The organism is Escherichia sp. WS1118 (assembly GCF_046487695.1).
GTDB lineage: Bacteria > Pseudomonadota > Gammaproteobacteria > Enterobacterales > Enterobacteriaceae > Escherichia > Escherichia coli.
The window spans coordinates 31,093-57,366 of the sequence record NZ_JBJQIZ010000010.1 but is presented as its reverse complement, the minus strand read 5'-3'; the positions used below and the strand labels follow the sequence as shown (position 1 = coordinate 57,366).

19 protein-coding genes, 1 tRNA gene, 2 pseudogenes and 2 CRISPR repeat arrays are annotated in these 26,274 nt (G+C 50.6%); of the genes and pseudogenes, 12 read left to right on the top strand and 10 right to left on the bottom strand.

All coding sequences use genetic code 11. The features are described from left to right. Positions 1 to 5 precede the first annotated feature (5 nt). The 3 genes from hcp to aqpZ form a co-directional block, all read right to left on the bottom strand. Complete coding sequence (gene hcp, locus ACJHYO_RS17200) at positions 6 to 1,658, bottom strand: hydroxylamine reductase (RefSeq protein ID WP_000458817.1); 1,653 nt, start codon at positions 1,656 to 1,658, stop codon at positions 6 to 8. A 143-nt stretch (positions 1,659 to 1,801) separates the two neighbouring features. Next, entirely contained in the window at positions 1,802 to 2,701 is a 900-nt protein-coding gene (lysO, locus tag ACJHYO_RS17195) for an L-lysine exporter LysO (protein WP_000491136.1), read from the bottom strand. A 494-nt stretch (positions 2,702 to 3,195) separates the two neighbouring features. After that, complete coding sequence (gene aqpZ, locus ACJHYO_RS17190) at positions 3,196 to 3,891, bottom strand: aquaporin Z (protein ID WP_000488716.1); 696 nt, start codon at positions 3,889 to 3,891, stop codon at positions 3,196 to 3,198. Between the two features lie 425 nt (positions 3,892 to 4,316). Between aqpZ and ACJHYO_RS17185 the strand changes: the two genes are divergently transcribed. Further along, positions 4,317 to 5,975, top strand: coding sequence for an ATP-dependent endonuclease (locus ACJHYO_RS17185; protein ID WP_000599804.1), 1,659 nt, complete (start codon positions 4,317 to 4,319; stop codon positions 5,973 to 5,975). On the opposite strand, the gene ACJHYO_RS17180 is transcribed toward ACJHYO_RS17185, so the two are convergent. Beyond that, positions 5,972 to 6,928, bottom strand: coding sequence for a VirK/YbjX family protein (locus tag ACJHYO_RS17180; RefSeq protein ID WP_001351020.1), 957 nt, complete (start codon positions 6,926 to 6,928; stop codon positions 5,972 to 5,974). The two genes, ACJHYO_RS17185 and ACJHYO_RS17180, sit on opposite strands and share 4 nt — an antisense overlap. A 150-nt stretch (positions 6,929 to 7,078) precedes the next feature. Between ACJHYO_RS17180 and macA the strand changes: the two genes are divergently transcribed. Further along, positions 7,079 to 8,194, top strand: coding sequence for a macrolide transporter subunit MacA (gene macA, locus ACJHYO_RS17175; RefSeq protein ID WP_085446419.1), 1,116 nt, complete (start codon positions 7,079 to 7,081; stop codon positions 8,192 to 8,194). Continuing rightward, positions 8,191 to 10,137 (top strand): macrolide ABC transporter ATP-binding protein/permease MacB, encoded by a 1,947-nt coding sequence (gene macB / locus ACJHYO_RS17170; protein WP_000188147.1) that lies wholly within the window; start codon positions 8,191 to 8,193, stop codon positions 10,135 to 10,137. The genes macA and macB overlap by 4 nt, the downstream gene beginning before the upstream one ends. Positions 10,138 to 10,209: 72 nt before the next feature. Here the strand turns inward: macB and cspD are convergent, their stop codons facing one another. Further along, positions 10,210 to 10,434 (bottom strand): cold shock-like protein CspD, encoded by a 225-nt coding sequence (gene cspD, locus ACJHYO_RS17165; protein ID WP_000410785.1) that lies wholly within the window; start codon positions 10,432 to 10,434, stop codon positions 10,210 to 10,212. 149 nt (positions 10,435 to 10,583) lie between these two features. Between cspD and yljB the strand changes: the two genes are divergently transcribed. From yljB to cas6f, 9 genes are all read left to right on the top strand, one after another. Continuing rightward, the gene (yljB, locus tag ACJHYO_RS17160; protein WP_001406719.1) at positions 10,584 to 10,658 is read left to right on the top strand and encodes a protein YljB; all 75 of its coding nucleotides are present in this window, start codon (positions 10,584 to 10,586) and stop codon (positions 10,656 to 10,658) included. 98 nt (positions 10,659 to 10,756) lie between these two features. Then, positions 10,757 to 11,077, top strand: coding sequence for an ATP-dependent Clp protease adapter ClpS (gene clpS, locus ACJHYO_RS17155; RefSeq protein ID WP_000520781.1), 321 nt, complete (start codon positions 10,757 to 10,759; stop codon positions 11,075 to 11,077). 30 nt (positions 11,078 to 11,107) lie between these two features. Next, entirely contained in the window at positions 11,108 to 13,384 is a 2,277-nt protein-coding gene (gene clpA / locus ACJHYO_RS17150) for an ATP-dependent Clp protease ATP-binding subunit ClpA (protein WP_000934041.1), read from the top strand. 212 nt (positions 13,385 to 13,596) lie between these two features. Beyond that, positions 13,597 to 15,068: a CRISPR direct-repeat array (repeat unit 28 nt; unit sequence GTTCACTGCCGTACAGGCAGCTTAGAAA). A gap of 172 nt (positions 15,069 to 15,240) precedes the next feature. Further along, on the top strand, positions 15,241 to 16,224 hold the full coding sequence (gene cas1f, locus ACJHYO_RS17145; RefSeq protein ID WP_000097886.1) for a type I-F CRISPR-associated endonuclease Cas1f: 984 nt from the start codon (positions 15,241 to 15,243) through the stop codon (positions 16,222 to 16,224). Further along, entirely contained in the window at positions 16,221 to 19,454 is a 3,234-nt protein-coding gene (cas3f, locus tag ACJHYO_RS17140) for a type I-F CRISPR-associated helicase Cas3f (RefSeq protein ID WP_061336328.1), read from the top strand. Before cas1f ends, cas3f begins: the two co-directional genes overlap by 4 nt. A gap of 329 nt (positions 19,455 to 19,783) precedes the next feature. Further along, entirely contained in the window at positions 19,784 to 21,091 is a 1,308-nt protein-coding gene (gene csy1, locus ACJHYO_RS17135) for a type I-F CRISPR-associated protein Csy1 (RefSeq protein WP_042020509.1), read from the top strand. Next, entirely contained in the window at positions 21,088 to 22,011 is a 924-nt protein-coding gene (gene csy2, locus ACJHYO_RS17130) for a type I-F CRISPR-associated protein Csy2 (protein WP_033555144.1), read from the top strand. Before csy1 ends, csy2 begins: the two co-directional genes overlap by 4 nt. A 10-nt stretch (positions 22,012 to 22,021) precedes the next feature. Continuing rightward, entirely contained in the window at positions 22,022 to 23,023 is a 1,002-nt protein-coding gene (gene csy3 / locus ACJHYO_RS17125; protein ID WP_001029748.1) for a type I-F CRISPR-associated protein Csy3, read from the top strand. A 10-nt stretch (positions 23,024 to 23,033) separates the two neighbouring features. Beyond that, positions 23,034 to 23,588, top strand: a complete 555-nt coding sequence (cas6f, locus tag ACJHYO_RS17120) for a type I-F CRISPR-associated endoribonuclease Cas6/Csy4 (protein WP_000350182.1) — start codon at positions 23,034 to 23,036, stop codon at positions 23,586 to 23,588. Positions 23,589 to 23,698: 110 nt separating this feature from the next. Here cas6f and ACJHYO_RS17115 read toward each other — a convergent pair. The 5 genes and pseudogenes from ACJHYO_RS17115 to aat all read right to left on the bottom strand — a co-directional run bounded on the left by ACJHYO_RS17115 (position 23,699) and on the right by aat (position 26,237). Next, positions 23,699 to 23,786 (bottom strand) — tRNA-Ser (locus ACJHYO_RS17115). A 342-nt stretch (positions 23,787 to 24,128) separates the two neighbouring features. Further along, positions 24,129 to 24,818: a CRISPR direct-repeat array (repeat unit 28 nt; unit sequence GTTCACTGCCGTACAGGCAGCTTAGAAA). 211 nt (positions 24,819 to 25,029) lie between these two features. After that, complete coding sequence (infA, locus tag ACJHYO_RS17110) at positions 25,030 to 25,248, bottom strand: translation initiation factor IF-1 (RefSeq protein ID WP_001040187.1); 219 nt, start codon at positions 25,246 to 25,248, stop codon at positions 25,030 to 25,032. Continuing rightward, positions 25,176 to 25,328 (bottom strand): annotated as a pseudogene (locus ACJHYO_RS17105) (hypothetical protein); the annotation flags it as partial. The pseudogene ACJHYO_RS17105 and the gene infA, both read right to left, overlap by 73 nt. 59 nt (positions 25,329 to 25,387) lie before the next feature. Next, positions 25,388 to 25,532, bottom strand: a pseudogene (locus ACJHYO_RS17100) (hypothetical protein); the annotation flags it as partial. After that, positions 25,533 to 26,237, bottom strand: coding sequence for a leucyl/phenylalanyl-tRNA--protein transferase (gene aat / locus ACJHYO_RS17095; protein WP_001357128.1), 705 nt, complete (start codon positions 26,235 to 26,237; stop codon positions 25,533 to 25,535). It abuts the pseudogene before it with no gap. Positions 26,238 to 26,274: the final 37 nt, after the last annotated feature.

Here is a 26,274-nt window from a genome sequence, read left to right as displayed (position 1 = left end):
ACTCCTTACGCGCTCAACAGTTGCTTCATGTCTTCTTCAACAGTGGTGATAGAACGCAGGCCGAATTTCTCGTTCAGCACCGCCAGCAGGTCTGGTGTCAGGAAACCAGGTGCAGTCGGGCCGGTGACGATATTTTTCACACCCAGAGAAAGCAGCGTCAGCAGAATGACAATCGCTTTCTGTTCAAACCAGGAGAGCACCAGCGACAGCGGCAGATCGTTGACTCCGCAGCCCAGTTTCTCTGCCAGCGTTACCGCCAGAATAATTGCTGAGTAAGCATCGTTACATTGACCAGCATCTACCAGACGCGGCAGACCTTCGATATCGCCAAACTCAAGTTTATTAAAGCGATATTTACCGCAAGCGAGGGTCAGGATCAGGCAGTCATCCGGCACGCTGGTGGCGAAATCGGTGAAATAGTGACGCTCGCCGCGTGCGCCGTCACAGCCGCCAAGCAGGAAGATATGACGCAGTTTTTCACGGCTCACCAGATCAATCAGCGTATCGGCTGCGCCAAGCAGTGTCTGGCGACCAAAGCCCACGGTGATCAGGTGCGGAATTTCGCTGTACGGGAAGCCCGCCATCTGTTGCGCCTGGGCAATGACTGCAGAGAAATCTTCGCCATCCAGATGACGCACACCCGGCCAGCCAACGATGCTGCGGGTCCAGATACGATCGTCATAAGCGCCTACGGTTGGGTCGATGATGCAGTTCGAGGTCATCACGATGGGGCCTGGGAAACGAGCGAACTCCACTTGCTGATTCTGCCAGCCGCTGCCGTAGTTACCGACCAGATGCTTGAATTTACGCAGCTCCGGGTAACCATGCGCAGGCAGCATTTCGCCGTGGGTGTAGACATTAACGCCCGTGCCTTCGGTCTGTTCCAGCAGGTTGTAGAGATCTTTGAGATCGTGACCGGAAATCAGAATGCATTTACCCGCCGTCGCTTTGACGTTGACCTGAGTTGGCGTCGGGTGACCGTATTTACCGGTTTCGCCTGCGTCCAGAATGCTCATCACTTTGAAGTTCATCTGGCCGATTTCCATTGAACACTCAAGAAGCGCGTTCATATCGGCAGGCCAGGTCCCCAGCCACGCCATGATTTTATGGTACTGGGCATAAATATCGTTGTCGTATTGACCGAGAACATGCGCGTGTTCCATATAGGCCGCCGCACCTTTCAGGCCATACAGGCACAGCAGACGCAGGCCGAGAATGTTTTCGCCAATCGCCGCTTTATCTTTGTTAGGGGTAAATTCTGCTGCCTGACGTTGCAGCTCGCCGAGATCGTCGCTCACCAGTTGCAGGTCAGCCATCGGGTTATCGACGCGGGCGTTGGCATCTACAGCCAGGCATTGTGCTTTCAGCGCCTCGCGCAGGGCAATCGCTTCACGAGCGTAGCCGACAATACGCGGAGAATCGAAGTTAACGTTGGTCAGGGTTGAGAAAAAGGCACGTGGCGCAAAGCTGTCTACATCGTGGTTGATGATGCCGTATTCACGTGCTTTCACTGCCCAGGCCGAAAGCCCTTGCAGCGCCGCGATGAGTAAATCCTGAAGGTCAGAGGTTTCCGCCGTTTTACCACACATCCCCTGCGCGTATGAGCAGCCGTTTCCTGCCGGAGTACGGATAGTTTGTTCACATTGCACACAAAACATGATCACACCTTTTAAAGTTATATTTAATATACATGTTTAAGATTAAGACGCTTAACGCGGGGATAAAAGAGATTTTTAATGCAACTTTAAGGGAGATTGATTTAGCGCAATTTTGGCGGCAGAGATCTACCGCCAGAGAGGTATTATGCAGAGAAAAAGGCGATGAGAATCGGCACTAACAGACTAAGAATAAAACCGTGAACAATCGCCGCCGGGACCATATCCAGCCCGCCTGTACGTTGAAGAACGGGCAGGGTGAAATCCATCGACGTCGCACCGCATAAGCCCAGTGCAGTAGAGCGGCTACGGCGAATCAGCCCAGGGATTAACATAATAGCAATCAGCTCACGGGCCAGATCATTAAAAAACGCCGCGCTCCCGATTACCGGACCAAAAGATTCGGTCAATAAAATACCGGAAAGAGAATACCAGCCGAAACCGGAGGCCATTGCCAGCGCGGTATTGATGGGAAGATCAAGAATAAAGGCGTTAATTAAACCACCAATTAATGAACTGGCAACCACCACCACGGCGACAATCATTCCCCGGCGATTAAGGACAATCTGCTTTAAGGTCATGCCATTATTGCGCAACTGAATACCGACGAGGAAAAGTAGCAGAATTAAGGTGTATTCACTGGCTTCGGTCGCGTGTTGTAAGAAAGCCAGTCCACTCAGACCAATGGCAAAACCAATCACTACTACGCCGCACAGTTTTAGCGACTCCAGCGCCATCGCAATACGCGACGGGAGTTTTTCTTGCTGATGGTGATTGCGCCATGGCAGGCCGCGCTCCAGCCACATCAGGGCGGCAATATTACACAGTAAAATAACGGTAATACTGACGGCAGAATAATGCAGAATCGCCAACAGGTTACTGGCGAGGTTATCGAGAAACGCCAGACTGATACCCATAAAAAAGAGAATAAGGTAAACCATCCAGCTTAATAGCTGATTAATAACTCTTAATGCAGCTTTTTGGCGAAGCGGAATGAGGTAACCCACAATCAGGGGAACCAGAATGATTAACAGCCCAGAAAACATGAAAACCCAGTCCTTGCAAAGATGAAGTCGAAATGCGCGATGACACACTACTGAAAGCGGAAGGACGAGTAAAGTTGCAATTAAAAGGAAATGTTATGCATAAGGAGCAGTAGAGTATTCGTTTTCATTTAAAGATGTTCTTGCGCTTTAATTACAAACCGCACCAGTGTTGGTGGCGTCAAAATCGCCGAGGCGTTCCCTGAAGGCCGGGGCAGCCCACATGGATGTGGGCTGAGGGCGCGTTTTACAGGGATGTTACCTCGCGCCCGACCCGGTAGCCGTAAGGGATAAGCCGAGGGCACCGCGCAGCGGCGATTTTGTTCGCCAGAGCCCGGGGGTGCAGGGGGCGGCGGCGATTGGCCGCCCCCTGCACGCTCCTTGCGCCAGTGGCAATATGTGGCTTAGCTCATGAAAGGAGCGCAACAAGATGATGAATCAACATATAACAACATCTTAAAAAAAGGCCTGACATTGCGCCAGGCCTTCTGCGTTAATTAATTACGCTTTTCCAGTAGAGTCCGGTAAATCAGACCACCGATAATACCGCCGACAATTGGCACCACCCAGAAGAACCACAGTTGTTCTAATGCCCAGCCGCCCTGGAAGATAGCAACCGCAGTACTGCGCGCCGGGTTAACGGAAGTGTTAGTCACCGGAATACTGATTAAGTGAATCAGGGTTAAGGCCAGACCAATGGCAATTGGCGCAAAACCAGCAGGAGCGAATTTGTCAGTTGCGCCGTGGATCACCAGCAGGAAACCTGCACTCAATACCAGTTCAACTACCAGCGCGGAAAGCATGGAATAACCGCCTGGTGAATGCTCGCCATAACCGTTAGAAGCAAAACCGCTGGCTGCCGCGTCAAAACCCGTTTTACCACTGGCAATTAAATACAGCAGCGCCGCCGCAACAATACCGCCGACAACCTGGGCAATTACGTAGCCAACGACTTCTTTTGCCGGGAAACGTCCGCCAGCCCATAAACCAATAGTGACCGCCGGGTTAAAATGACCACCAGAAATATGACCAACAGCAAAGGCCATTGTCAGAACGGTCAGACCGAACGCCAACGCCACGCCGGCAAAACCAATGCCTAATTCCGGGAAGCCTGCGGCCAGTACGGCACTACCACAGCCGCCAAAAACAAGCCAGAAAGTACCAAAACATTCAGCTGCTAATTTTCTGAACATATCCACCTCAATTAAAAATTGACCCTGTGAAAAATATGGTCGTTTTATAGGGTCGTCGTAAAAAAGTGACGACGGAAATGATGCGCGGCTATTTTAAAAACGAAGGCAAGTCATTCACCAGATAAATAAATCCAGTAAATTTGATTTAAGGCAACAGCGGGTTGCCCCATATAGTCATTTGTCTGATTGACAGTGTAGTGCAAGCGAAAGATTTAATCCTTTAGGCGTAATAAAAAATAATTTATCATGCTAATTATTTGATTTTGTTGTTTTTGCAGGCTTATCAGCAAGAGGGAGTATAACGCGATTATTCGCTCATTTTTCAGACATTTGCCATGCTTAAATGTGATGTCATCACGTATTAGCATGGCCTTTCCCGTTATACTGCCAGCGTAAAGGATAAGTCACATATTTCTGGAGGGGATATGATTCTTGAGCGCGTTGAAATTGTGGGTTTTCGCGGTATCAACCGTTTGTCGTTGATGCTGGAACAAAACAACGTCCTGATTGGGGAGAACGCGTGGGGTAAATCCAGCTTGCTGGACGCCTTAACCCTGCTGCTATCGCCAGAATCAGATCTCTACCATTTTGAGCGCGATGATTTCTGGTTCCCGCCGGGAGATATCAACGGGCGAGAACATCATCTGCATATTATTTTGACCTTCCGCGAATCGCTGCCAGGCCGACATCGGGTTCGCCGCTATCGGCCGCTGGAAGCGTGCTGGACGCCATGCACCGATGGTTATCACCGTATTTTTTATCGTCTGGAAGGGGAGAGTGCGGAAGACGGCAGCGTGATGACACTCCGCAGTTTTCTCGATAAAGACGGACATCCGATTGATGTTGAGGATATTAACGATCAGGCTCGTCATCTGGTGCGTTTAATGCCGGTGCTGCGCTTGCGTGATGCCCGTTTTATGCGCCGTATTCGTAACGGCACGGTGCCAAATGTCCCCAATGTGGAAGTCACCGCGCGCCAGCTCGATTTCCTCGCCCGTGAATTATCCTCACATCCGCAAAATCTCTCTGATGGGCAGATTCGTCAGGGACTTTCCGCAATGGTACAGCTGCTTGAGCATTATTTCTCTGAGCAGGGGGCCGGACAGGCGCGATATCGTTTAATGCGGCGGCGAGCCAGCAATGAGCAACGAAGCTGGCGCTATCTGGATATCATCAACCGGATGATTGACCGACCTGGAGGGCGCTCGTATCGGGTTATTTTGCTCGGCCTGTTTGCTACTTTGTTGCAGGCAAAAGGCACATTGCGACTGGATAAAGACGCCCGTCCATTGTTGCTGATCGAAGATCCAGAAACCCGTTTACACCCCATTATGCTTTCAGTTGCCTGGCATCTGTTGAATCTTCTGCCATTGCAGCGCATCGCTACTACCAACTCGGGAGAGTTGCTTTCGTTAACGCCGGTAGAGCATGTTTGCCGACTGGTACGTGAGTCCTCTCGCGTTGCCGCCTGGCGTCTGGGACCGAGTGGCTTGAGTACCGAAGATAGCCGACGCATATCCTTTCACATTCGTTTTAACCGTCCGTCATCGCTGTTTGCTCGCTGCTGGCTGTTGGTGGAAGGGGAAACGGAAACCTGGGTTATCAACGAACTGGCGCGCCAGTGTGGACACCATTTCGATGCCGAAGGGATCAAGGTCATTGAGTTTGCCCAGTCCGGGCTAAAGCCGCTGGTTAAATTTGCCCGGCGAATGGGGATTGAATGGCATGTACTGGTCGATGGCGATGAAGCAGGGAAGAAATATGCCGCTACGGTACGCAGCCTGTTGAATAACGATCGGGAAGCCGAACGAGAACATTTAACGGCGTTACCGGCGCTGGATATGGAACATTTTATGTATCGCCAGGGATTTTCCGATGTGTTCCACCGCGTGGCGCAAATCCCGGAAAATATACCGATGAATCTGCGCAAAGTTATCTCGAAAGCGATCCATCGCTCTTCCAAACCCGATCTTGCCATTGAAGTGGCAATGGAGGCCGGACGTCGTGGTGTGGACTCCGTACCGACGCTGCTGAAAAAAATGTTCTCACGCGTGCTGTGGCTGGCGCGCGGTCGGGCCGACTAACTACAAAACATCGTGGCCATTTGTGGCTGAATAGCGTCGAGCATCTCATAGCGCCGACGGTATTCAGCCCGTTTTTTACTGGCGATTTCGGCAATCTCTTTTCGTGCTATCTGTGCTGGAAGGCGGTAATGGCGTTCAGCATCACATACGCCGCCAACCGATTCCCAGAAAGCGTTGTAATCGGCATGGATCTTGCCTTCTTTATCGCGATAACGCAGGCTGCGGTAAATATGCGTTTCATTGCTGACGGCAATAATCTGCTCTACCTGCAAACGTTGGGCAAACAGACAGGCCGCTTCCATCACGAGGCGTTTGGGAAATAGCCCGTGGCAGGCTTTCGTCGCATTCTGGATTTCCTGGTGTGGAATTTCCCATTTTGCGCCTTGCAGTCCGCCAATAAACATCGTCCTTTTCCCCTGATATTCACACAGGGTAAAAGTGAGCTCTGCCAGAGGAATACCTTCGCTGTTGCGGAACAGGATGGTGCTGTCACCTTCTTTATCCATTGAGATCATCATGGTCAGCTCAAGCGTGAACTGCTCGCCGTTTTTGCCTTCCAGCTTCGCCAGTTGCAGCCCGGGGGTATTCAAATATAAGCTGAACTCTTCCGCCGACATACACCCGCGGAGTAACGCATAATGGTAACGTAACGCCTCCAGCAATTGCTTACGGCTAAGATTCGCCGCAAGGTAAGGGCGATGTAGACGTACAGGCAGTCGCGGCTGGCGCGTTAACAACACATTGAGATTAGGCCAGTGGGAAAGTTCGTTCATCCACTCAACGCTTAAACGCGGCATAATCAACGAGCGCAGCAAAAATTTCTGGCGAAAACTACGGCGATGCCAGAATTTACCCGGCCGACACTGTCCTCGTGCCAGACTAAGAAAAAGTGACAGGCTGCTGAGAGATTCAGATGGCGTAAAGGTCCGTTCAGTTAGCTGCGACATATTCATGAAATCAATGGTTATACATGACGTCGATTTAACCATTGCGTATCTTAACCAAACATCAATAGTGTGATTATTAACGTAAATTTTAGGGTTTTGTTGATATTTCGTTGAAGTTAATGACCCGGATTGGCATATGGAGTATTCAGAATATTTATGAAAAAGCGGAAAACCGTGAAGAAGCGTTACGTTATTGCGATGGTGTTAGTCATCGCCGGGCTGATTACGTTATGGAGAATTCTTAACGCACCCGTGCCGACTTATCAGACGCTGATTGTGCGCCCCGGTGATTTACAGCAAAGCGTGCTGGCGACCGGAAAGCTGGACGCGCTGCGTAAGGTTGACGTGGGCGCGCAGGTCAGCGGTCAGTTGAAAACGCTGTCGGTGGCGATTGGCGATAAAGTAAAAAAAGACCAGCTTTTAGGGGTTATTGATCCTGAACAGGCTGAAAACCAGATCAAGGAGGTGGAAGCAACGCTGATGGAGCTACGCGCGCAGCGGCAGCAGGCGGAAGCGGAGCTGAAACTGGCGCGGGTGACGTATTCCCGTCAGCAACGTCTTGCACAAACGCAAGCGGTTTCACAGCAGGATCTCGATAACGCCGCGACGGAGATGGCTGTGAAACAGGCGCAAATTGGCACCATTGACGCGCAAATCAAGCGCAATCAGGCCTCTCTCGATACGGCTAAAACCAATCTCGATTACACCCGCATCGTTGCCCCGATGGCCGGGGAAGTCACGCAAATCACCACTCTGCAAGGCCAGACGGTGATTGCCGCACAACAAGCACCGAACATTCTGACGCTGGCAGATATGAGCACCATGCTGGTAAAAGCGCAGGTTTCTGAAGCGGATGTAATCCACCTGAAGCCGGGGCAAAAAGCCTGGTTTACGGTGCTTGGCGATCCACTGACGCGCTACGAGGGGCAAATCAAGGATGTGCTACCGACGCCGGAAAAGATTAACGACGCTATTTTCTATTACGCCCGTTTTGAAGTACCCAACCCCAATGGTTTACTGCGGCTGGATATGACCGCGCAAGTGCATATTCAGCTCACCGATGTGAAAAATGTGCTGACGATCCCTCTGTCGGCGTTAGGCGATCCGGTTGGCGATAATCGTTATAAAGTCAAATTGTTGCGTAATGGTGAAACACGCGAGCGTGAAGTGACGATTGGCGCACGTAACGATACCGATGTTGAGATTGTCAAAGGGCTGGAAGCGGGCGATGAAGTGGTGATTGGTGAGGCCAAACCAGGAGCTGCGCAATGACGCCCTTGCTCGAATTAAAGGATATTCGTCGCAGCTATCCTGCCGGTGATGAGCAGGTTGAGGTGCTGAAGGGCATCAGCCTCGATATTTATGCCGGTGAGATGGTGGCGATTGTCGGCGCTTCGGGTTCCGGTAAATCGACCCTGATGAATATTCTCGGCTGCCTGGATAAGGCCACCAGCGGCACCTATCGCGTCGCCGGTCAGGATGTTGCCACGCTGGACGCCGATGCGCTGGCGCAACTGCGCCGCGAGCATTTCGGCTTTATTTTCCAGCGTTACCATTTGCTTTCGCATTTAACCGCCGAGCAGAACGTTGAAGTACCCGCCGTCTATGCCGGTCTTGAGCGGAAACAGCGGCTGCTTCGCGCCCAGGAGTTACTGCAACGACTGGGGCTGGAAGACCGTACAGAGTATTACCCGGCACAGCTTTCGGGTGGCCAGCAACAGCGCGTCAGTATCGCGCGGGCATTGATGAACGGCGGTCAGGTAATTCTTGCCGATGAACCGACCGGCGCACTGGACAGCCATTCTGGCGAAGAGGTGATGGCGATCCTGCATCAGCTGCGCGATCGCGGGCATACGGTGATTATCGTCACCCACGATCCGCAGGTTGCTGCTCAGGCCGAGCGGGTGATCGAAATTCGCGACGGCGAAATTGTGCGCAATCCTCCCGCCGTTGAAAAAGTGAATGCTACTGGCGGAACGGAACCTGTTGTCAACACGGCGTCTGGCTGGCGGCAGTTTGTCAGCGGTTTTAACGAGGCGCTGACGATGGCATGGCGGGCGCTGGCAGCGAATAAAATGCGTACTTTACTGACCATGCTGGGGATTATTATCGGTATTGCGTCGGTGGTTTCCATTGTCGTGGTGGGCGACGCCGCTAAACAAATGGTGCTGGCGGATATTCGTTCTATTGGTACGAATACTATTGATGTCTATCCCGGGAAAGATTTTGGCGATGACGATCCGCAATATCAGCAGGCGCTGAAGTACGACGACTTAATCGCCATCCAAAAACAACCGTGGGTTGCCTCTGCCACGCCCGCCGTCTCGCAAAACCTGCGCCTGCGTTATAACAATGTTGATGTGGCTGCCAGTGCCAATGGCGTGAGCGGCGATTATTTTAATGTCTATGGCATGACCTTCAGTGAAGGGAACACCTTTAATCAGGAGCAGCTGAACGGTCGTGCGCAGGTCGTGGTTCTCGACAGTAATACTCGCCGCCAGCTTTTCCCCCATAAAGCAGATGTGGTTGGCGAGGTGATTCTGGTCGGCAATATGCCCGCCAGAGTCATTGGTGTGGCGGAAGAAAAACAGTCGATGTTTGGTAGCAGTAAAGTGCTGCGTGTCTGGCTACCTTACAGCACGATGTCCGGGCGAGTTATGGGCCAGTCGTGGCTGAACTCCATTACTGTCAGGGTGAAAGAAGGCTTTGACAGCGCTGAGGCGGAACAGCAACTCACGCGTTTACTTTCACTGCGCCACGGTAAGAAGGATTTCTTTACCTGGAACATGGATGGCGTCTTGAAAACCGTTGAAAAGACCACACGTACTTTACAACTGTTTCTGACGCTGGTTGCGGTGATTTCGCTGGTGGTGGGCGGTATTGGTGTAATGAATATTATGCTGGTGTCAGTGACCGAGCGGACACGGGAAATTGGCATTCGCATGGCTGTAGGTGCGCGAGCAAGCGATGTTTTGCAACAGTTTTTGATCGAAGCCGTACTGGTTTGCCTGGTTGGTGGCGCGTTGGGAATAACACTGTCACTGTTAATTGCTTTCACCTTGCAGCTTTTCTTACCCGGCTGGGAGATTGGTTTTTCACCGTTGGCACTGCTGCTGGCGTTTCTCTGCTCGACGGTCACCGGGATTTTATTTGGCTGGTTACCCGCACGAAATGCGGCACGACTGGATCCAGTAGATGCTCTGGCACGAGAGTAATTTTTGAGATAAAAATGCCAGCCGATCGGGCTGGCATTTTGCCTTTAGGATGTACACAATGAGACAGAAGAGCTATGCGACTGCCGCTTCTACTTCGACGGGCACAATAACACTGGCGTGATTGCCTTTTGGCCCCTGGTGGACATCAAACTGAACGGATTGTCCAGCTTTTAGCGTTCTGTAACCATCCATCTGAATGGTGGAATAATGAGCGAAAATATCTTCGCCGCCGCCTTCAGGGCAGATGAAACCAAACCCTTTGGCATTGTTGAACCACTTAACAGTACCCTTTTCCATGCTTCGACATCCTTCGCAAATCTTATACAAGTAAGATGGAATAAACCGGGGTCAGAGAGGGGGCTGTTCAAAACCTCGCCAACTCTAGAAATACAATTTAGAGAATTAGGGCGAGCCGTCAAGCATTTGACAGGGGCCAGGGGGCAGGTATGAATCAAAAATTTGAAGCAGTTAACGCTATTGACAGGAATGTGACAGATGTCGCTGATGCCAACGATAGATGATAGTTATCTATCATGTGGAGTAGATTGGTCAGGCAAATAAGCTCTTGTCAGCGGCAGGGCGTTCTGCCGATAACCGTAACCGAAGATGATAACTGACAATGGGTAAAACGAACGACTGGCTGGACTTTGATCAACTGGCGGAAGAAAAAGTTCGCGACGCGCTAAAACCGCCATCTATGTATAAAGTGATATTAGTCAATGATGATTATACTCCGATGGAGTTTGTTATTGACGTGTTACAAAAATTCTTTTCTTATGATGTAGAACGTGCAACGCAATTGATGCTCGCTGTTCACTACCAGGGGAAGGCCATTTGCGGAGTCTTTACCGCTGAGGTTGCAGAAACCAAAGTGGCAATGGTGAACAAGTACGCGAGGGAGAATGAGCATCCATTGCTGTGTACGCTAGAAAAAGCCTGAATGCAGGCATAAAAATTGGGGGAGGTGCCTATGCTCAATCAAGAACTGGAACTCAGTTTAAATATGGCTTTCGCCAGAGCGCGCGAGCACCGTCATGAGTTTATGACCGTCGAGCACTTGTTACTGGCGCTGCTCAGTAACCCATCTGCCCGGGAGGCGCTGGAAGCGTGTTCTGTGGATTTGGTTGCGCTCCGTCAGGAACTGGAAGCCTTTATTGAACAAACCACACCCGTTCTGCCTGCCAGTGAAGAGGAGCGCGACACACAGCCGACGCTGAGTTTTCAGCGTGTACTGCAACGTGCGGTCTTCCATGTCCAGTCCTCCGGTCGCAATGAGGTTACCGGTGCAAACGTTCTGGTCGCTATCTTTAGCGAACAGGAGTCGCAGGCGGCATATCTGTTGCGCAAACATGAAGTCAGCCGTCTTGATGTGGTGAACTTTATCTCTCATGGCACGCGTAAAGACGAGCCGACACAGTCTTCTGATCCTGGCAGCCAGCCAAACAGCGAAGAACAAGCTGGTGGGGAGGAACGTATGGAGAATTTCACGACGAACCTGAATCAGCTTGCGCGAGTGGGCGGAATCGACCCACTGATTGGTCGTGAGAAGGAGCTGGAGCGTGCTATTCAGGTTCTCTGCCGTCGCCGTAAAAACAACCCGCTGCTGGTGGGGGAGTCTGGTGTCGGTAAAACCGCGATTGCGGAGGGGCTTGCATGGCGAATTGTTCAGGGCGATGTGCCGGAAGTGATGGCTGACTGTACGATTTACTCTCTCGATATCGGTTCTCTGTTAGCGGGCACAAAATATCGCGGCGACTTTGAAAAACGTTTTAAAGCGTTGCTCAAGCAGCTGGAGCAGGATACTAACAGCATCCTGTTTATTGATGAGATCCACACCATTATCGGTGCGGGTGCAGCGTCTGGTGGCCAGGTCGATGCGGCTAACCTGATTAAACCGTTGCTCTCCAGCGGTAAAATTCGCGTAATTGGTTCGACAACCTATCAGGAGTTCAGCAACATTTTTGAGAAAGACCGTGCTCTGGCGCGTCGCTTCCAGAAAATTGATATTACTGAACCGTCAATCGAAGAAACTGTTCAAATCATCAATGGCCTGAAACCGAAGTATGAAGCGCACCACGACGTGCGTTATACCGCAAAAGCGGTGCGTGCGGCGGTAGAGCTGGCGGTGAAATACATTAACGATCGTCATCTGCCGGATAAAGCGATTGATGTTATCGACGAAGCGGGCGCTCGCGCACGTCTGATGCCGGTAAGCAAACGCAAGAAAACCGTTAATGTGGCGGATATTGAATCCGTGGTGGCCCGTATTGCACGCATTCCAGAGAAGAGTGTTTCTCAGAGTGACCGCGATACCCTGAAAAACCTCGGCGATCGCCTGAAAATGCTGGTCTTCGGTCAGGATAAAGCCATTGAGGCGCTGACTGAAGCCATTAAGATGGCGCGTGCAGGTTTAGGTCACGAACATAAACCGGTCGGTTCGTTCCTGTTTGCCGGCCCTACTGGGGTCGGGAAAACAGAGGTGACGGTACAGCTTTCGAAAGCGTTGGGCATTGAGCTTCTGCGCTTTGATATGTCCGAGTATATGGAACGCCATACCGTCAGCCGTCTGATTGGTGCGCCTCCGGGATACGTTGGTTTTGATCAGGGCGGTTTGCTGACTGATGCGGTCATCAAGCATCCACATGCGGTGCTGCTGCTGGACGAAATCGAGAAAGCGCACCCGGACGTGTTCAACATCCTCTTGCAGGTGATGGATAACGGTACGCTGACCGATAACAACGGACGCAAAGCGGACTTCCGTAACGTGGTGCTGGTGATGACCACTAACGCGGGGGTACGTGAAACCGAGCGCAAATCCATTGGTCTTATCCACCAGGATAACAGCACCGATGCGATGGAAGAGATCAAGAAGATCTTTACACCGGAATTCCGTAACCGTCTCGACAACATTATCTGGTTCGATCATCTGTCAACCGACGTGATCCATCAGGTGGTGGATAAATTCATCGTCGAGTTGCAGGTTCAGTTGGATCAGAAAGGTGTTTCTCTGGAAGTGAGCCAGGAAGCGCGTAACTGGCTGGCCGAGAAAGGTTACGACCGGGCAATGGGCGCACGTCCGATGGCGCGTGTCATCCAGGACAACCTGAAAAAACCGCTCGCCAACGAACTGCTGTTTGGTTCGCTGGTGGACGGCGGTCAGGTCACCGTCGCGCTGGATAAAGAGAAAAATGAGCTGACTTACGGATTCCAGAGTGCACAAAAGCACAAGGCGGAAGCAGCGCATTAATCTGACTGTCTGGTAGGTTAGTGAAGTCCGTAATCTCGTCAGGGGTTACGGACTTTTTATTTATGGGGGGAGGAGGTTCAGACCCTTTTTTTAATGATGATGCTAAGTTATTGATAATTAGTGCTGCGGGTAGGTAAGGATAAAAAAGGGTGGCAGCAGGAGATTGAGATGGTTTTGCTTTATTAACAACGGGCTAAACGTGTAGTATTTGAGTTCACTGCCGTACAGGCAGCTTAGAAAGTATACGGCACATTTATAGACCCCGAGCAACAGGTTCACTGCCGTACAGGCAGCTTAGAAACCAAAAACTGGTGAACGCGGATTACCCGGTCAAGTTCACTGCCGTACAGGCAGCTTAGAAAACATCATGAACGCACAGCAAAATGCCGCGATTGTTCACTGCCGTACAGGCAGCTTAGAAAAAATACGGCATTTGATGGTTTTGTTGTCGCCATGTTCACTGCCGTACAGGCAGCTTAGAAAATTTGAAATGAGCCTTTGAGGAATCAGCTTGTGTTCACTGCCGTACAGGCAGCTTAGAAAGCTACAAAGCGGCCTTTTTTATGCGGTGTTCAGTTCACTGCCGTACAGGCAGCTTAGAAAGAACGCGGTCATGCGGTATGCGCCGACAATACGTTCACTGCCGTACAGGCAGCTTAGAAACTGGAGGTGCTCACACTCACGCGGAGTGAGACGTTCACTGCCGTACAGGCAGCTTAGAAACTGGAGGTGCTCACACTCACGCGGAGTGAGACGTTCACTGCCGTACAGGCAGCTTAGAAAACAATCAGGCGATAAACCTCACCGTTAATACGGTTCACTGCCGTACAGGCAGCTTAGAAAAACAGCGAATGCCATTTCATAGTGATTAAATAGTTCACTGCCGTACAGGCAGCTTAGAAAAGCAATGGAATTAGCGAAAAACAGGCACAAAAGTTCACTGCCGTACAGGCAGCTTAGAAAAGTAATTTTGGGCTGTCACCGCAGCAAGCGAAGTTCACTGCCGTACAGGCAGCTTAGAAATGCACGATGCCCGCGCGTGACGCGGTGCGTAAGTTCACTGCCGTACAGGCAGCTTAGAAAATCAACATGACACCCGATTGTATTCAGGAATTGTTCACTGCCGTACAGGCAGCTTAGAAAGGTCGGTGAATCGCTGCATCGCGGTTCATATAGTTCACTGCCGTACAGGCAGCTTAGAAACACTCCGAAAAATTGAGCGTCGAGCACTCGCCAGTTCACTGCCGTACAGGCAGCTTAGAAATGAATTTCTCCGCGCTGCAGCGCGATGTCATCGTTCACTGCCGTACAGGCAGCTTAGAAAGCAAAAGCCGCCCCCATGAACGCTGCAAAAGGGTTCACTGCCGTACAGGCAGCTTAGAAATCAAGCCCTGTATCAGCGTCAACCCCGAAATAGTTCACTGCCGTACAGGCAGCTTAGAAATGAATACCTTTGCCTGCATAAATCGCCATATGGTTCACTGCCGTACAGGCAGCTTAGAAATGGTCGGCATACACGTTGACGCGGTTGCGGTTGTTCACTGCCGTACAGGCAGCTTAGAAACCGGTAACTGCGTATCACGCAACCGAGGCCAAGTTCACTGCCGTACAGGCAGCTTAGAAACTGAACGTTGAAGAGTGCGACCGTCTCTCCTTGTTCACTGCCGTACAGGCAGTATTCACACTACGATAGTGTTAGACGTTTGGTCGTGCAATGACACTCTCAACTTCAAACCATTAGCGTTAGCACGCAATAACAATCGTAATAATTGCGATGGAAATCAATTTTCAGCACATAAATCAATGCTGTACTAAGCCCAATACCTTCAAATATAAAATAATCACAGGATGTGTTTATGTCTTCGAATTACCTTACGCCTTCCGATCTCAAAACCATTCTCCACTCCAAACGCGCCAATATTTATTATCTGGAAAAATGCCGGGTACAGGTGAATGGTGGGCGGGTGGAGTATGTTACCAGCGAAGGTAAAGAGTCGTACTACTGGAATATCCCCATTGCGAATACCACGGCGTTGATGCTGGGAATGGGAACTTCCGTTACCCAGGCGGCGATGCGTGAATTTGCTCATGCCGGGGTGATGGTAGGCTTTTGTGGTACGGATGGCACGCCGCTGTATTCAGCAAATGAAGTGGATGTTGATGTCTCCTGGCTCAGCCCACAAAGTGAATATCGCCCTACAGAGTATCTCCAGCAGTGGGTTTCTTTCTGGTTTGTTGAAGACAAACGACTTGCTGCCGCGAAACGTTTTCAGTTAATCCGCCTGACACATATCGATAAGCACTGGTCCAGCTCGAAAATGCTGCGTGAACACGCATTTCAACCTGATGTTAATGCGCTGCATACCCTCCTGAATCGTACTTGTGAAGAAATAGACGCGGCAGAAAACCATACGCAGCTTATGCTCGTTGAGGCCAAATTGACTAAAGCGTTATACAAAATGGTCAGTCAAACCGTGGGGTATGGCGATTTCACTCGCGCAAAACGGGGCGGTGGTATCGATATGGCCAACCGCTTCCTCGATCAAGGGAATTATCTGGCTTATGGACTGGCAGCAGTGGCGGCGTGGGTAACAGGTATCCCGCACGGTTTAGCTGTAATGCATGGTAAGACACGTCGCGGCGGGCTTGTTTTTGACCTTGCCGATCTGATTAAAGATGCTCTTGTTATGCCGCAAGCATTTATTGCCGCAATGGCGGGAGAAGATGCTCAGGAGTTTCGTCAACGCTGTGTTAATATCTTTCAACAAGCGGATGCGCTGGATGTCATGATCACCTCTCTGCAGGAAACGGCCCAGGCACTGGCTAAGGCTGACCAATGAATGTCCTAATTATCTCACGCTGTACGAAAAATGCTCGCGTGGAAAGCTGCCGTATTATTGATCAGTTTGCCGAACGCACTGGTGACGCAGCATGGCAAACGGTGATTACTCTGGAAGGCGTTAATACACTCCGCCGTTTACTGCGCAAAACCGCCAGGCGAAATACCGCAGTGGCTTGTCACTGGCTGAAGAAGAATGGGCAAACGGAGCTGATGTGGATTGTCGGCAATATTCGTCGCTTTAATGCTCAAGGCCGCGTTCCCACAAATCGAACAACGCAAATCAGCCTGGTGAACAAAGAAGAAAATCGCTGGCAGTGCGCGGAAAGTATTGCACTGCTGGCGGCTATCGCTGGGCTATTTCATGATTTTGGTAAATCAGGACGCAGCTTTCAGCAAAGCCTGACTCAAAAGAATACCCGCAGTTATCAACCTTACCGACATGAATGGATCTCACTGCGGCTCTTTCAGACGTTTGTCGGTGATCGGCCCGACGATGTGTGGCTGGCGAAGCTTGGCGAACTCACGGCAGATGATGAATCTGCGATTCTTGAGCGCCTGCAAAAAGACACTCCTCAATTTTCAAATAGCCCGTTCAGTTCGCTGCAACCATTAGCCAAAACGGTAGGCTGGCTGATCCTTTCCCATCATCGAATGCCGGAGAATCTTTCTCCACAGTCGGAACAATCATGTAAAGGGTGTGAAAGTTGGCTGGAGAAGCAACTTAATGCTGACTGGAATGCCGTTAACCACCGCAGAGATGACTGGTCACAACAGGATTTTGCGCACGTCTGGCAGTTTCCATCAGGAACGCCGCTTCAAAGCGCGAGCTGGCGGGAAAAAGCGCGTCAGATAGCCCGCCGGGCAAGCAACGCGCTCGGTTTAAAGACATATGGGCAGATGGAACAGTTGTTCCCCTTACATATGGCGCGTTTTTGTCTGATGCTTGCCGATCATTACTATTCCTCAAGCGATGCGCAGCAAAAATGGCAGGACCCGGATTATATCGTCTGGGCAAATAGCGATCGCCAAAGCGGCACGCTCAAACAACGGGTAGACGAACACCTTGTGGGCGTCGCGCATCATGCGTATCTGCTTGGGCGGCAACTGATGCACACACGGGCATCGCTTCCGGCAATTGCCCGACATAAAGGTTTTAGCCAGCGGGCTACAGATGTGAATTATCGCTGGCAAGATAAAGCCTGGGATGTGGCGCGAGCGTTACGTGAACGAAGTCGTGAAGAGGGATTTTTCGGCGTCAATATGGCCTCGACGGGGTGTGGTAAAACCTTTGCGAACGCCCGCATTATGTATGCACTTGCCGACGAGCGAGAAGGGTGCCGCTTTACCGTTGCGCTGGGATTGCGCACGCTGACTTTACAAACCGGCGATGCTCTGCGCAGTCGGCTTGGGCTGGGTGAGGATGAGCTGGCGGTACTGATTGGTTCGGCGGCAGTTAATCAACTGTGGCAACAGGAAAAAATAGACAATGATTGCGGAAGTGCTTCGCAAGAGTCGCCGGCAGAGGAGCAACAGTTCGTTAAGTACGAAGGCAGCCTGCATACCGGGGCGCTGGAAAAATGGTTGAAGGATGACAGCAAACTTAAGGAGTTAGTAAGCGCGCCGATTCTGGTCTCGACGATTGATCATCTTATTTCCGCGACCGAGGGCGTGCGAGGCGGGAAACAGCTTCCGGCGATGTTGCGCCTGTTAACCAGCGATTTAGTGCTCGACGAACCTGATGACTTTGATATTGCCGATCTTCATGCGGTATGTCGATTGATGAACTGGGCCGGGATGCTGGGAACGCGGGTATTACTTTCTTCCGCGACGTTACCGCCAGGTTTGATTCAGGCGCTGTTCGCGGCTTATCTTGCTGGGCGAAAAATGTGGCAGGCGTCTTGTGGTATCAACGGCAGGCCTGTCAATATATGCTGCGCCTGGTTTGATGAAAAAGATGCTGATGCCACGCAAATTTACGACGGACCTGGGTTTCGTGATGCTCATGCCAAATTTGTTGCACGACGAGCGGTAATGCTGGCTGAAAAAGAACGACTGCATTTCGGGCGTGTAGCTTCGGTTTCATCAGCATCAGGCGCGATACAAGATGTTACCGAAAGTGTGGCCCAGACGGTGCATACGCAAATGCTGAAGTTGCATCAGGCGCATCGCCAGCGACACGAAAGCGGTAAAACCGTTTCGCTGGGCCTGGTGCGCTTCGCGAATATCAATCCACTGGTTGCGGTGACCAAAGCCCTGATTGCCATTCCTTCACCAGAAGATGTCTGCATTCATTACTGTGTTTACCACTCCCGACATCCGCTGGCGGTGCGTTCAGATATTGAGAAGCGACTGGACCGCGCTTTTACTCGTCATAACGAACTCGATTTCTGGAACAACGAAGATATCGCAGATGCCTTACATAACCGTCCGGAATCGCACCATCTGTTTGTGGTGTTGGGGACATCGGTTATAGAAGTGGGGCGTGACTGGGATGCGGACTGGGGAATTATCGAACCAAGCTCCATGCGTTCGATAATTCAATTTGCCGGACGTATTCAGCGCCACCGTAGAAATGTGCCGACCAGTGAGAATCTGGTTATTTTGCGTAGCAATATCAAATCATTGCAGAAAAAAGCCCCCGCATTTTGTAAGCCTGGTTTCGAAACAAAAGAACACTTGCTGAATAGCCACGATATTTGCGAACTGATTCCGATCGCGGACTACCGGACGATTAACGCCTTGCCGCGGATCCTGTCTGCCAATAATGCCAACAAACTGGCGGAGCTAGAACATAGTCGTTTATCCGCCGAATTGATGAGCAGTAAAAGCAAACATGTGGTGGCGGCGCAATGGTGGCGTGCACCGCTAAGCTGGAACGGCTGGATGCAGCGCCAGACGCCATTTCGTTATTCCCCTTTGCCGGAGGCGGTGTTTTTTCTGCATATGGATGATGAAGAAAGCGAAGCGCGTTTCTATTCCCGCACGGGCGACAACGAGCGTAAAGCGCAAGGGAATTTCAGGCGAGAAGAGGTGAGATGCGCCAGCGGCGTCGCTTGCTGGGGCGTGATGGATTACCAACACGTTTTGTTGAATTTAGCTGATAAGCAAAGTTGTGAGATAGCAAACGTTGGGGAAAAGTTTGCGGAGGTGAGAGTACCCGTCAGTGAAGAAGATGCGGTCGATGACTGGCGTTATCACCCCTGGTTAGGTGTGTTTCGCAACATGTGATGGGGCGCGAGCTGCCTGTACGGCAGTTTACAAGTCCGTATCCGGAGATACCTCTATTTCTAAGCTGCTCAAGGCAGTTTGGGTATGTTAGTGCTTCAACTATTGCGTGGCAAATATTAAGTTGCTTTAATATCACCTATGGTGATTACATGAGATTTAATAATATCTTTTAGAAGATATCTCTAGGAGAGTTTGTTTGTGTGATCACCACTGGTGTTGTCCCTTTTGCTGTGTATGTCAGTTGTACTGAAGCCATGTTGGGCTACGGAGATTTTTCAGTGAAATCAGGGAGCAACTTCGACTTGATGGATTAACGAAAAGGAGCCGATATGGAAAAAACGGCGCTAATACAATTTATTACTGAATACATCGCTTCGCGAAGGCAACCCAAAATCGATGCCTTTGAAAAAGAAGCCGCAAAGCGAGTGGAACAGGGCGAGGACGCCAGCGTTATCGCTCAGGAGCGGCAGGAACTCGAAGCACGCTACTTGCCACGTAACTGGTTAACGGATGCGGCAAAGCGTGCCGGGCAAATCAAATTAGTCACTCATGGCGCTAAATTCAGTCATGGTGATTCTAAAGCCAGTAGCTTTTATCTGGAAACCTCCGCTAACGAAAGCTATTTAAACACAGCATCGTTGGCGAATGTCGCTACTGACGCGATTGGTAACGCCGCTGCACTTGACGTAGCAAAGTTGCTACAAACCGATGTGAACGGAGATTCACTGCTTGCCAGCCTGAAGCGTGGTGATTATCAGGCATTAAGTACGTTTGCAGAGGATAAAGTGCAACTGGAGCTGTGGGTAGCTGGGTTTAGCCAGGCATGGACTACTGGACAGCCTTCCAGCCATAAACTGGCGAAACAAATCTATTTCCCTGTTGCGGATGGTTATCACCTGTTATGCCCACTGTTTTCCAGTTCACTGGCCCAGGCGATGTATGAAAAGCTAACCGCCGGGCGCTTTAGTGAGGAATCGAAAGCCATTCGCGATGCCCGCAAAGCAGGAAAATGGCACTCCCAGCCAGATATCCGGTTTCCTAATCTTGCCGAAATGCATTTCGGCGGCACAAAACCGCAGAATATTTCTTTGCTAAACAGTGTGCGTGGTGGGCGCGTCTGGCTGTTGCCGTCAATGCCGCCTGCCTGGGGGCCGCTGGATCGCGCACCACAAAAAATGCACAGTATTTTTGCCTTACGCGGCGATTTCAATAGGGCGGCTTCAGGCATCATAGCCCGGATGACTTACCTGCTGAAGGTTGACACAAATAATGTTCATATCCGAACTGTGCGGGCGAAATATATTGATGAGTTGATCGATTTGCTGTTCATGCAGGCATCCGCTTTTCAGCAAGAAAAATGGCAGGGATGGTCCGCACAATCACCAGACTTACCTCGCCACCAACAACTTTGGCTGGACCCGTGGCGAAGCCTCTCAGATGAGACTTTCAAACAGGAGCGTGAGAAAAACGACTGGCAAGTAACTGTCGCCGATGATTTCGCACGCTGGCTGAACTATCGCCTGAAAAAATCCAGTTTTGACGTAGGCGCTGTCGAACAAAAAGAGTGGCGCAGCCAGTCTCTGTTCGCTCAACGGATGCGTGAAATGGAAGCTGTTTTGCAGGAGGCGCTGAAATGAGTTATCTGCTCTTGTTACCCCATATACGCATCGAAAACGCTAACGCTGTCTCCGGGTTGACCTGGGGATTCCCGTCGATGACCCATTTTCTCGGTTATGTCCATGCGCTTTCTCGCAAAGTCGTGGATGAATTTGGCGTAAGTTTTGATGGTTGTGCGGTAGTAAGCCATGAACAGCATATTCAGGCGTACAGCTCTGGGCGCGATTTTCAGTTCGCTCTCACCCGTAACCCATTAACCAGAGAAGGTAAAACCGCCTCGTTCAATGAAGAGGGCCGCATGCACTTGACGGTTTCTCTACTGATTGAATGTAATGGCGAAATCACCAATGGTGAATATGGCAGAAAAGTTCTTTGTGACTATCTGAAAATGCTTTGCCAGAGCCACAAACTGGCGGGCGGCAGCATTGTCAGTATGCGCGATCCGCAGCTTTTTCATGCGCCTGAAGATGAAAAGCAACTGCGTAAAATCGTCTGGCGGTTAATGCCGGGTTATGCGCTTTACGATCGCAGTGAATGGCTGGCTGAACATCACCAACAACATCCCGACATCTCGTTGCTGGATGCCTGGCTTGATTTCGCCGCGATTAAATATCAGGCCGAATCTCCGGCTGAAGACAACAGCGCAAAATGGGTATACCAGCCGAAGCCAATACCTGGTTTCCTGGTACCGTTAATGTGTGGCTACCAACGCATTTCTCCTGTTTACGCACCCGGTGAAGTTGAAAATGCGCGCGACACCGTGACGCCATTTGCCTTTGCCGAAGCGGTATATGGCATTGGCGAATGGCGCGGATTACATCGCACTACAGACTTGCAAGCGCTGATGTGGCGTTACCGCACAACGGACACTGGCTACTATTGTTCGGCAACGCCAGTTGTTGATGATTTTACCTTTAATGAATATGACGATTTAGAATAAGGACATAATTATGGCAAAGGCTCCTGTAGCAATAAAAACGGCGTCGGTACTGGCATTTGAGCGCAAACTGGCAACCTCTGACGCGGTAATGTACGCAGGTAACTGGCAAGGAAATGAATGGCAACCCATTGAGATTCAGGAGAAAGCGGTCCGCGGAACCATCTCTAATCGCCTGAAAAATGCCATTGTCAGCGATCCCACAAAACTGGATGCTGAAATCCAAAAAGCCAACCTGCAACGGGTGGATGTGGCTTCGCTTCCGGTAGATACGGATACGTTAAAGGTGGTGTTTACGCTGCGTGTGCTGGGTAATTTATCCACACCGTCAGTATGTAATGATATGGCTTACCAGGAGGCGCTTTCCGGGGTCATTGAAGGTTACATCAGCGAACATGGCTTTAAAGAGCTGGCGCTTCGCTATGCGCTGAATCTGGCAAATGGTCGTTTTCTGTGGCGCAACCGCATTGGTGCCGAACAGATCCAGGTGAAAGTGACTGCTAACGAGACGTCATGGACTTTTAACAGCCATGACTTCTCTTTACGTCAATTTGACCAGGGACAGGCAGCGGTCACGCAGCTGGCGGCCATTATAGAGCAAGGATTAAGCGCAAAAGAGTGGGTGATGCTTACCGTTGAAGCGCAGGTTCGTCTTGGTGCCGGGCAAGAAGTTTTTCCGTCGCAGGAGCTGGTACTCGACAGCAACAGTAGTAAAAGTCGCGTGTTATACCAGGTGGCTGGCATTGCCGGTATTCACTCTCAGAAGATTGGCAATGCTTTACGTACCATTGATACCTGGCATCCAAAGGTTGATGAATTGGGGGCTATAGCCGTGGAACCTTACGGTTCTGTAACCAGTCGCGGTGTGGCCTGCCGTCAACCGAAAGAAAAACTCGACTTTTATACCTTACTGGACAATTGGGTGACTAAAGGGATGAAACCAGACGTTGAGCAGCAGCACTACGTGATGGCTGTGCTGATCCGTGGCGGTGTCTTTGGTGAGAAATCGGAATAAGGAGCTGCCAATGGATCACTACCTTGAGATCCGCGTTCTGCCAGATCCTGAATTTTCGAGCGAAATGTTGATGGCGGCGTTATTTGCAAAACTGCATCGGGTATTAGGTGCAAGAGGGCAAGGCGATATCGGCGTGAGTTTCCCTGACGTAAATGTTATGCCTGGAGCGCGTTTACGCTTGCATGGTAGCGCCCAGGCATTGCAGGCGCTTGAAGCCTCAACGTGGCGTAAAGGACTAACGGACTATTGCCAATGTTCACCTGTCACTCCCGTTCCAGAAATAAAAGGCTGGCGAGTAGTAAGCCGTGTGCAGGTTAAAAGTAACCCTCAGCGTCTGTTAAGGCGTTCAGTGAAAAAAGGCTGGCTAACTGAAGAACAGGCAATTGAACGACTGGCGACGCAGGCTGAACAGCGGACTGATTTACCTTTTCTCAATATGAAGAGTTTGTCGAGTCAGCAACTGTTCAAGTTGTTTATCCGTCATGGTGATTTGCTCAAAGAACCGGTTAAAGGGGAATTTAGTAGTTATGGATTAAGCGCAACCGCCACTATTCCCTGGTTTTGATGCTTTGCAATTTTTAACAGGCCTGGCCATGTGGTTGGGCCTTTTTATGCGCGCCATGCCCACCGCATACAAAAAAAGCCCGTACTTTCGTACGAGCTCTTCTTTAAAGATGGCGGTGAGGCGGGGATTCGAACCCCGGATACGTTGCCGTATACACACTTTCCAGGCGTGCTCCTTCAGCCACTCGGACACCTCACCAAATTGTTTTGCTGCCAGACCTCATAGGTGGCAACGGGGCGCTACTATAGGGAGTTGGAGTGAAACGGTCAAGAAGAATTTATATAGATTGATTTGTTTGGTTACGCAATGAACACGCTGTTCGCGGGACGGAGATTATGACCGTATGTGTTCTGGTCAATTGTTTATCAAAAGCTATGCAGAAAATATGAGATTGAAGAAATACCAAACCGACCCTTTTTCTAGGTTGTAATGTAACTCATTGATTTTCTTATTGCTATTTTGAAGTCTGGAAAAAGGGGGTGAATCTGCGATTTTGTAAGTTTTAACAGTAAATCAATCGGATAGTCTGCTATTATTCCAGTTCACTGCCGTACAGGCAGCTTAGAAATTCTCTTACAGAAGGCACCGGGAGGGCACCCCGTTCACTGCCGTACAGGCAGCTTAGAAATTTACGCCGTCCATCTCCCATATTCCAACATCGTTCACTGCCGTACAGGCAGCTTAGAAAGCCATGACGTTTACTCCAGCTCTCGTCAGTAAGTTCACTGCCGTACAGGCAGCTTAGAAATGAGGAAGAAAAACCAGCAGCGCCACCGGAAGGTTCACTGCCGTACAGGCAGCTTAGAAAAGGCGGCGTTTGAGGAACGCATGGCGCTGTGGAGTTCACTGCCGTACAGGCAGCTTAGAAAGCATATGAGATGAGCGAGCGATAACGCCTTTAGTTCACTGCCGTACAGGCAGCTTAGAAACGATGAGCTGTCGATGAGTCGCCCTGCGCCCAGTTCACTGCCGTACAGGCAGCTTAGAAAATCGAGATGGAAGACGAGCACGGCACCAGTTAGTTCACTGCCGTACAGGCAGCTTAGAAAGTACACATTCGCAATCAAAATATATCTGCTAAAGTTCACTGCCGTACAGGCAGCTTAGAAAGCGCTGAAAGGTTGGCATGGACAGGAAGCAGTGTTCACTGCCGTACAGGCAGCTTAGAAAGATAATAAAATCATCAATCTGTTCGACGCCAGGTTCACTGCCGTACAGGCAGCTTAGAAATCAATTTCAAACTCTGGTTTAATCCAGGCAGCTTAGAAAGTTAATTCGTATTCCTGCTCAGCGGTGAGACGGTTGACTACCGTACAGGCAGTCTTCAAACTCAACACTCCATCCTCTAATATTTATTCCCCATAACTCACAGACGCAAAAAAGGCCGGCTAAACCGACCTTTTACTCATTCTTTCTCTTCGCCCATCAGGCGGTAAAACAATCAGCGACTACGGAAGACAATGCGGCCTTTGCTCAGGTCGTACGGGGTCAGTTCAACAGTCACTTTGTCGCCCGTCAGGATGCGGATGTAGTTTTTGCGCATTTTACCGGAGATGTGTGCAGTAACCACGTGACCGTTTTCTAACTCTACGCGGAACATGGTATTAGGCAACGTTTCAAGAACGGTACCTTGCATTTCAATATTGTCTTCTTTGGCCATCTAATCCTCTGGGGTATCACTACCGTAATTTGAACCGGCAAGATAATGCCGAAGTTCTGTAAATAAGTAAAGATTTGCGCGCTAAATCGCAACAAACAGGTTCGGCACATTACTCCGAAAACACACGGCTAAGCCGCACCAAAAGCGCAACGTATAAGGGAGCGGTGAGATAAACGATGGGCGTTACCTGACGCGAAAAATTCCTTATCGGCAGCGGGGTAATGAGCGTAACCAACTCTGCGACCGCAATTATAACACTCTGGGGAGAAATGTGCCGAAAACATTCATTCTTGTGGTGAAAACAAGCATCGAGGTACCCAGAAATTATTCGGCAATCGTCCGAGGCGCATTTGATTGAGATAATTAAGGTAATCCCAGCGGGGAATTTCGCAGGCACCAAGCGAGGCTGTGTGATCGTTAAGGACCTGGCAGTCGATAAGTTTACCGCCATGACGGATAAATTCATCACAGAAGACCAGAAGCGCCGTTTTGGACGCATTTTCCATCCGGCTGAACATGGACTCGCCACAAAATAGTGTTCCCTGGGCCACGCCGTACATACCGCCGACAAGCTCATCTTCACGCCAGACTTCAATGGAGTGGGCATGACCGAGTTCGTGAAGGCGATGGTAGGCTTCGACCACGCCACGCGTGATCCAGGTTCCTTCTTCGCGATCGCTGGCACAGCCTTCGATGACCTGACCAAAAGCGTAATTCATCGTGACACGATAGGGTGAGCGTTTATGAAATCGCTTCATACTACGGCTGATATGCAGTGATTCTGGCCATAACACCGCGCGGGGATCGGGCGACCACCAGAGGATGGGGTCGCCAGGAGAAAACCACGGGAAAATACCACGCTGATAAGCCATTAATAGGCGCGCAGGGCTAAGATCGCCCCCCAGTGCCAGCAGGCCGTTAGGCTCACGTAATGCGCCTTCCGGGGAAGGGAAGGCTATTGAATGGCGAGAAAGCTGAACCAGGCGCATGACCGCAAAACTCCACGCAAGTCGGATCGTTCAATAA

Excerpts from the sequence above, each read along its gene's own strand:
- infA (WP_001040187.1), bottom strand. The coding sequence starts at position 25,248 with ATGGCCAAAGAAGACAATATTGAAATGCAAGGTACCGTTCTTGAAACG.
- csy1 (WP_042020509.1), top strand. The coding sequence starts at position 19,784 with ATGGAAAAAACGGCGCTAATACAATTTATTACTGAATACATCGCTTCG.
- cas3f (WP_061336328.1), top strand. The coding sequence starts at position 16,221 with ATGAATGTCCTAATTATCTCACGCTGTACGAAAAATGCTCGCGTGGAA.
- macA (WP_085446419.1), top strand. The coding sequence starts at position 7,079 with ATGAAAAAGCGGAAAACCGTGAAGAAGCGTTACGTTATTGCGATGGTG.
- csy3 (WP_001029748.1), top strand. The coding sequence starts at position 22,022 with ATGGCAAAGGCTCCTGTAGCAATAAAAACGGCGTCGGTACTGGCATTT.
- cas6f (WP_000350182.1), top strand. The coding sequence starts at position 23,034 with ATGGATCACTACCTTGAGATCCGCGTTCTGCCAGATCCTGAATTTTCG.
- macB (WP_000188147.1), top strand. The coding sequence starts at position 8,191 with ATGACGCCCTTGCTCGAATTAAAGGATATTCGTCGCAGCTATCCTGCC.
- ACJHYO_RS17185 (WP_000599804.1), top strand. The coding sequence starts at position 4,317 with ATGATTCTTGAGCGCGTTGAAATTGTGGGTTTTCGCGGTATCAACCGT.
- clpS (WP_000520781.1), top strand. The coding sequence starts at position 10,757 with ATGGGTAAAACGAACGACTGGCTGGACTTTGATCAACTGGCGGAAGAA.
- clpA (WP_000934041.1), top strand. The coding sequence starts at position 11,108 with ATGCTCAATCAAGAACTGGAACTCAGTTTAAATATGGCTTTCGCCAGA.
- aqpZ (WP_000488716.1), bottom strand. The coding sequence starts at position 3,891 with ATGTTCAGAAAATTAGCAGCTGAATGTTTTGGTACTTTCTGGCTTGTT.
- lysO (WP_000491136.1), bottom strand. The coding sequence starts at position 2,701 with ATGTTTTCTGGGCTGTTAATCATTCTGGTTCCCCTGATTGTGGGTTAC.
- hcp (WP_000458817.1), bottom strand. The coding sequence starts at position 1,658 with ATGTTTTGTGTGCAATGTGAACAAACTATCCGTACTCCGGCAGGAAAC.
- csy2 (WP_033555144.1), top strand. The coding sequence starts at position 21,088 with ATGAGTTATCTGCTCTTGTTACCCCATATACGCATCGAAAACGCTAAC.
- aat (WP_001357128.1), bottom strand. The coding sequence starts at position 26,237 with ATGCGCCTGGTTCAGCTTTCTCGCCATTCAATAGCCTTCCCTTCCCCG.
- cas1f (WP_000097886.1), top strand. The coding sequence starts at position 15,241 with ATGTCTTCGAATTACCTTACGCCTTCCGATCTCAAAACCATTCTCCAC.
- ACJHYO_RS17180 (WP_001351020.1), bottom strand. The coding sequence starts at position 6,928 with ATGAATATGTCGCAGCTAACTGAACGGACCTTTACGCCATCTGAATCT.
- cspD (WP_000410785.1), bottom strand. The coding sequence starts at position 10,434 with ATGGAAAAGGGTACTGTTAAGTGGTTCAACAATGCCAAAGGGTTTGGT.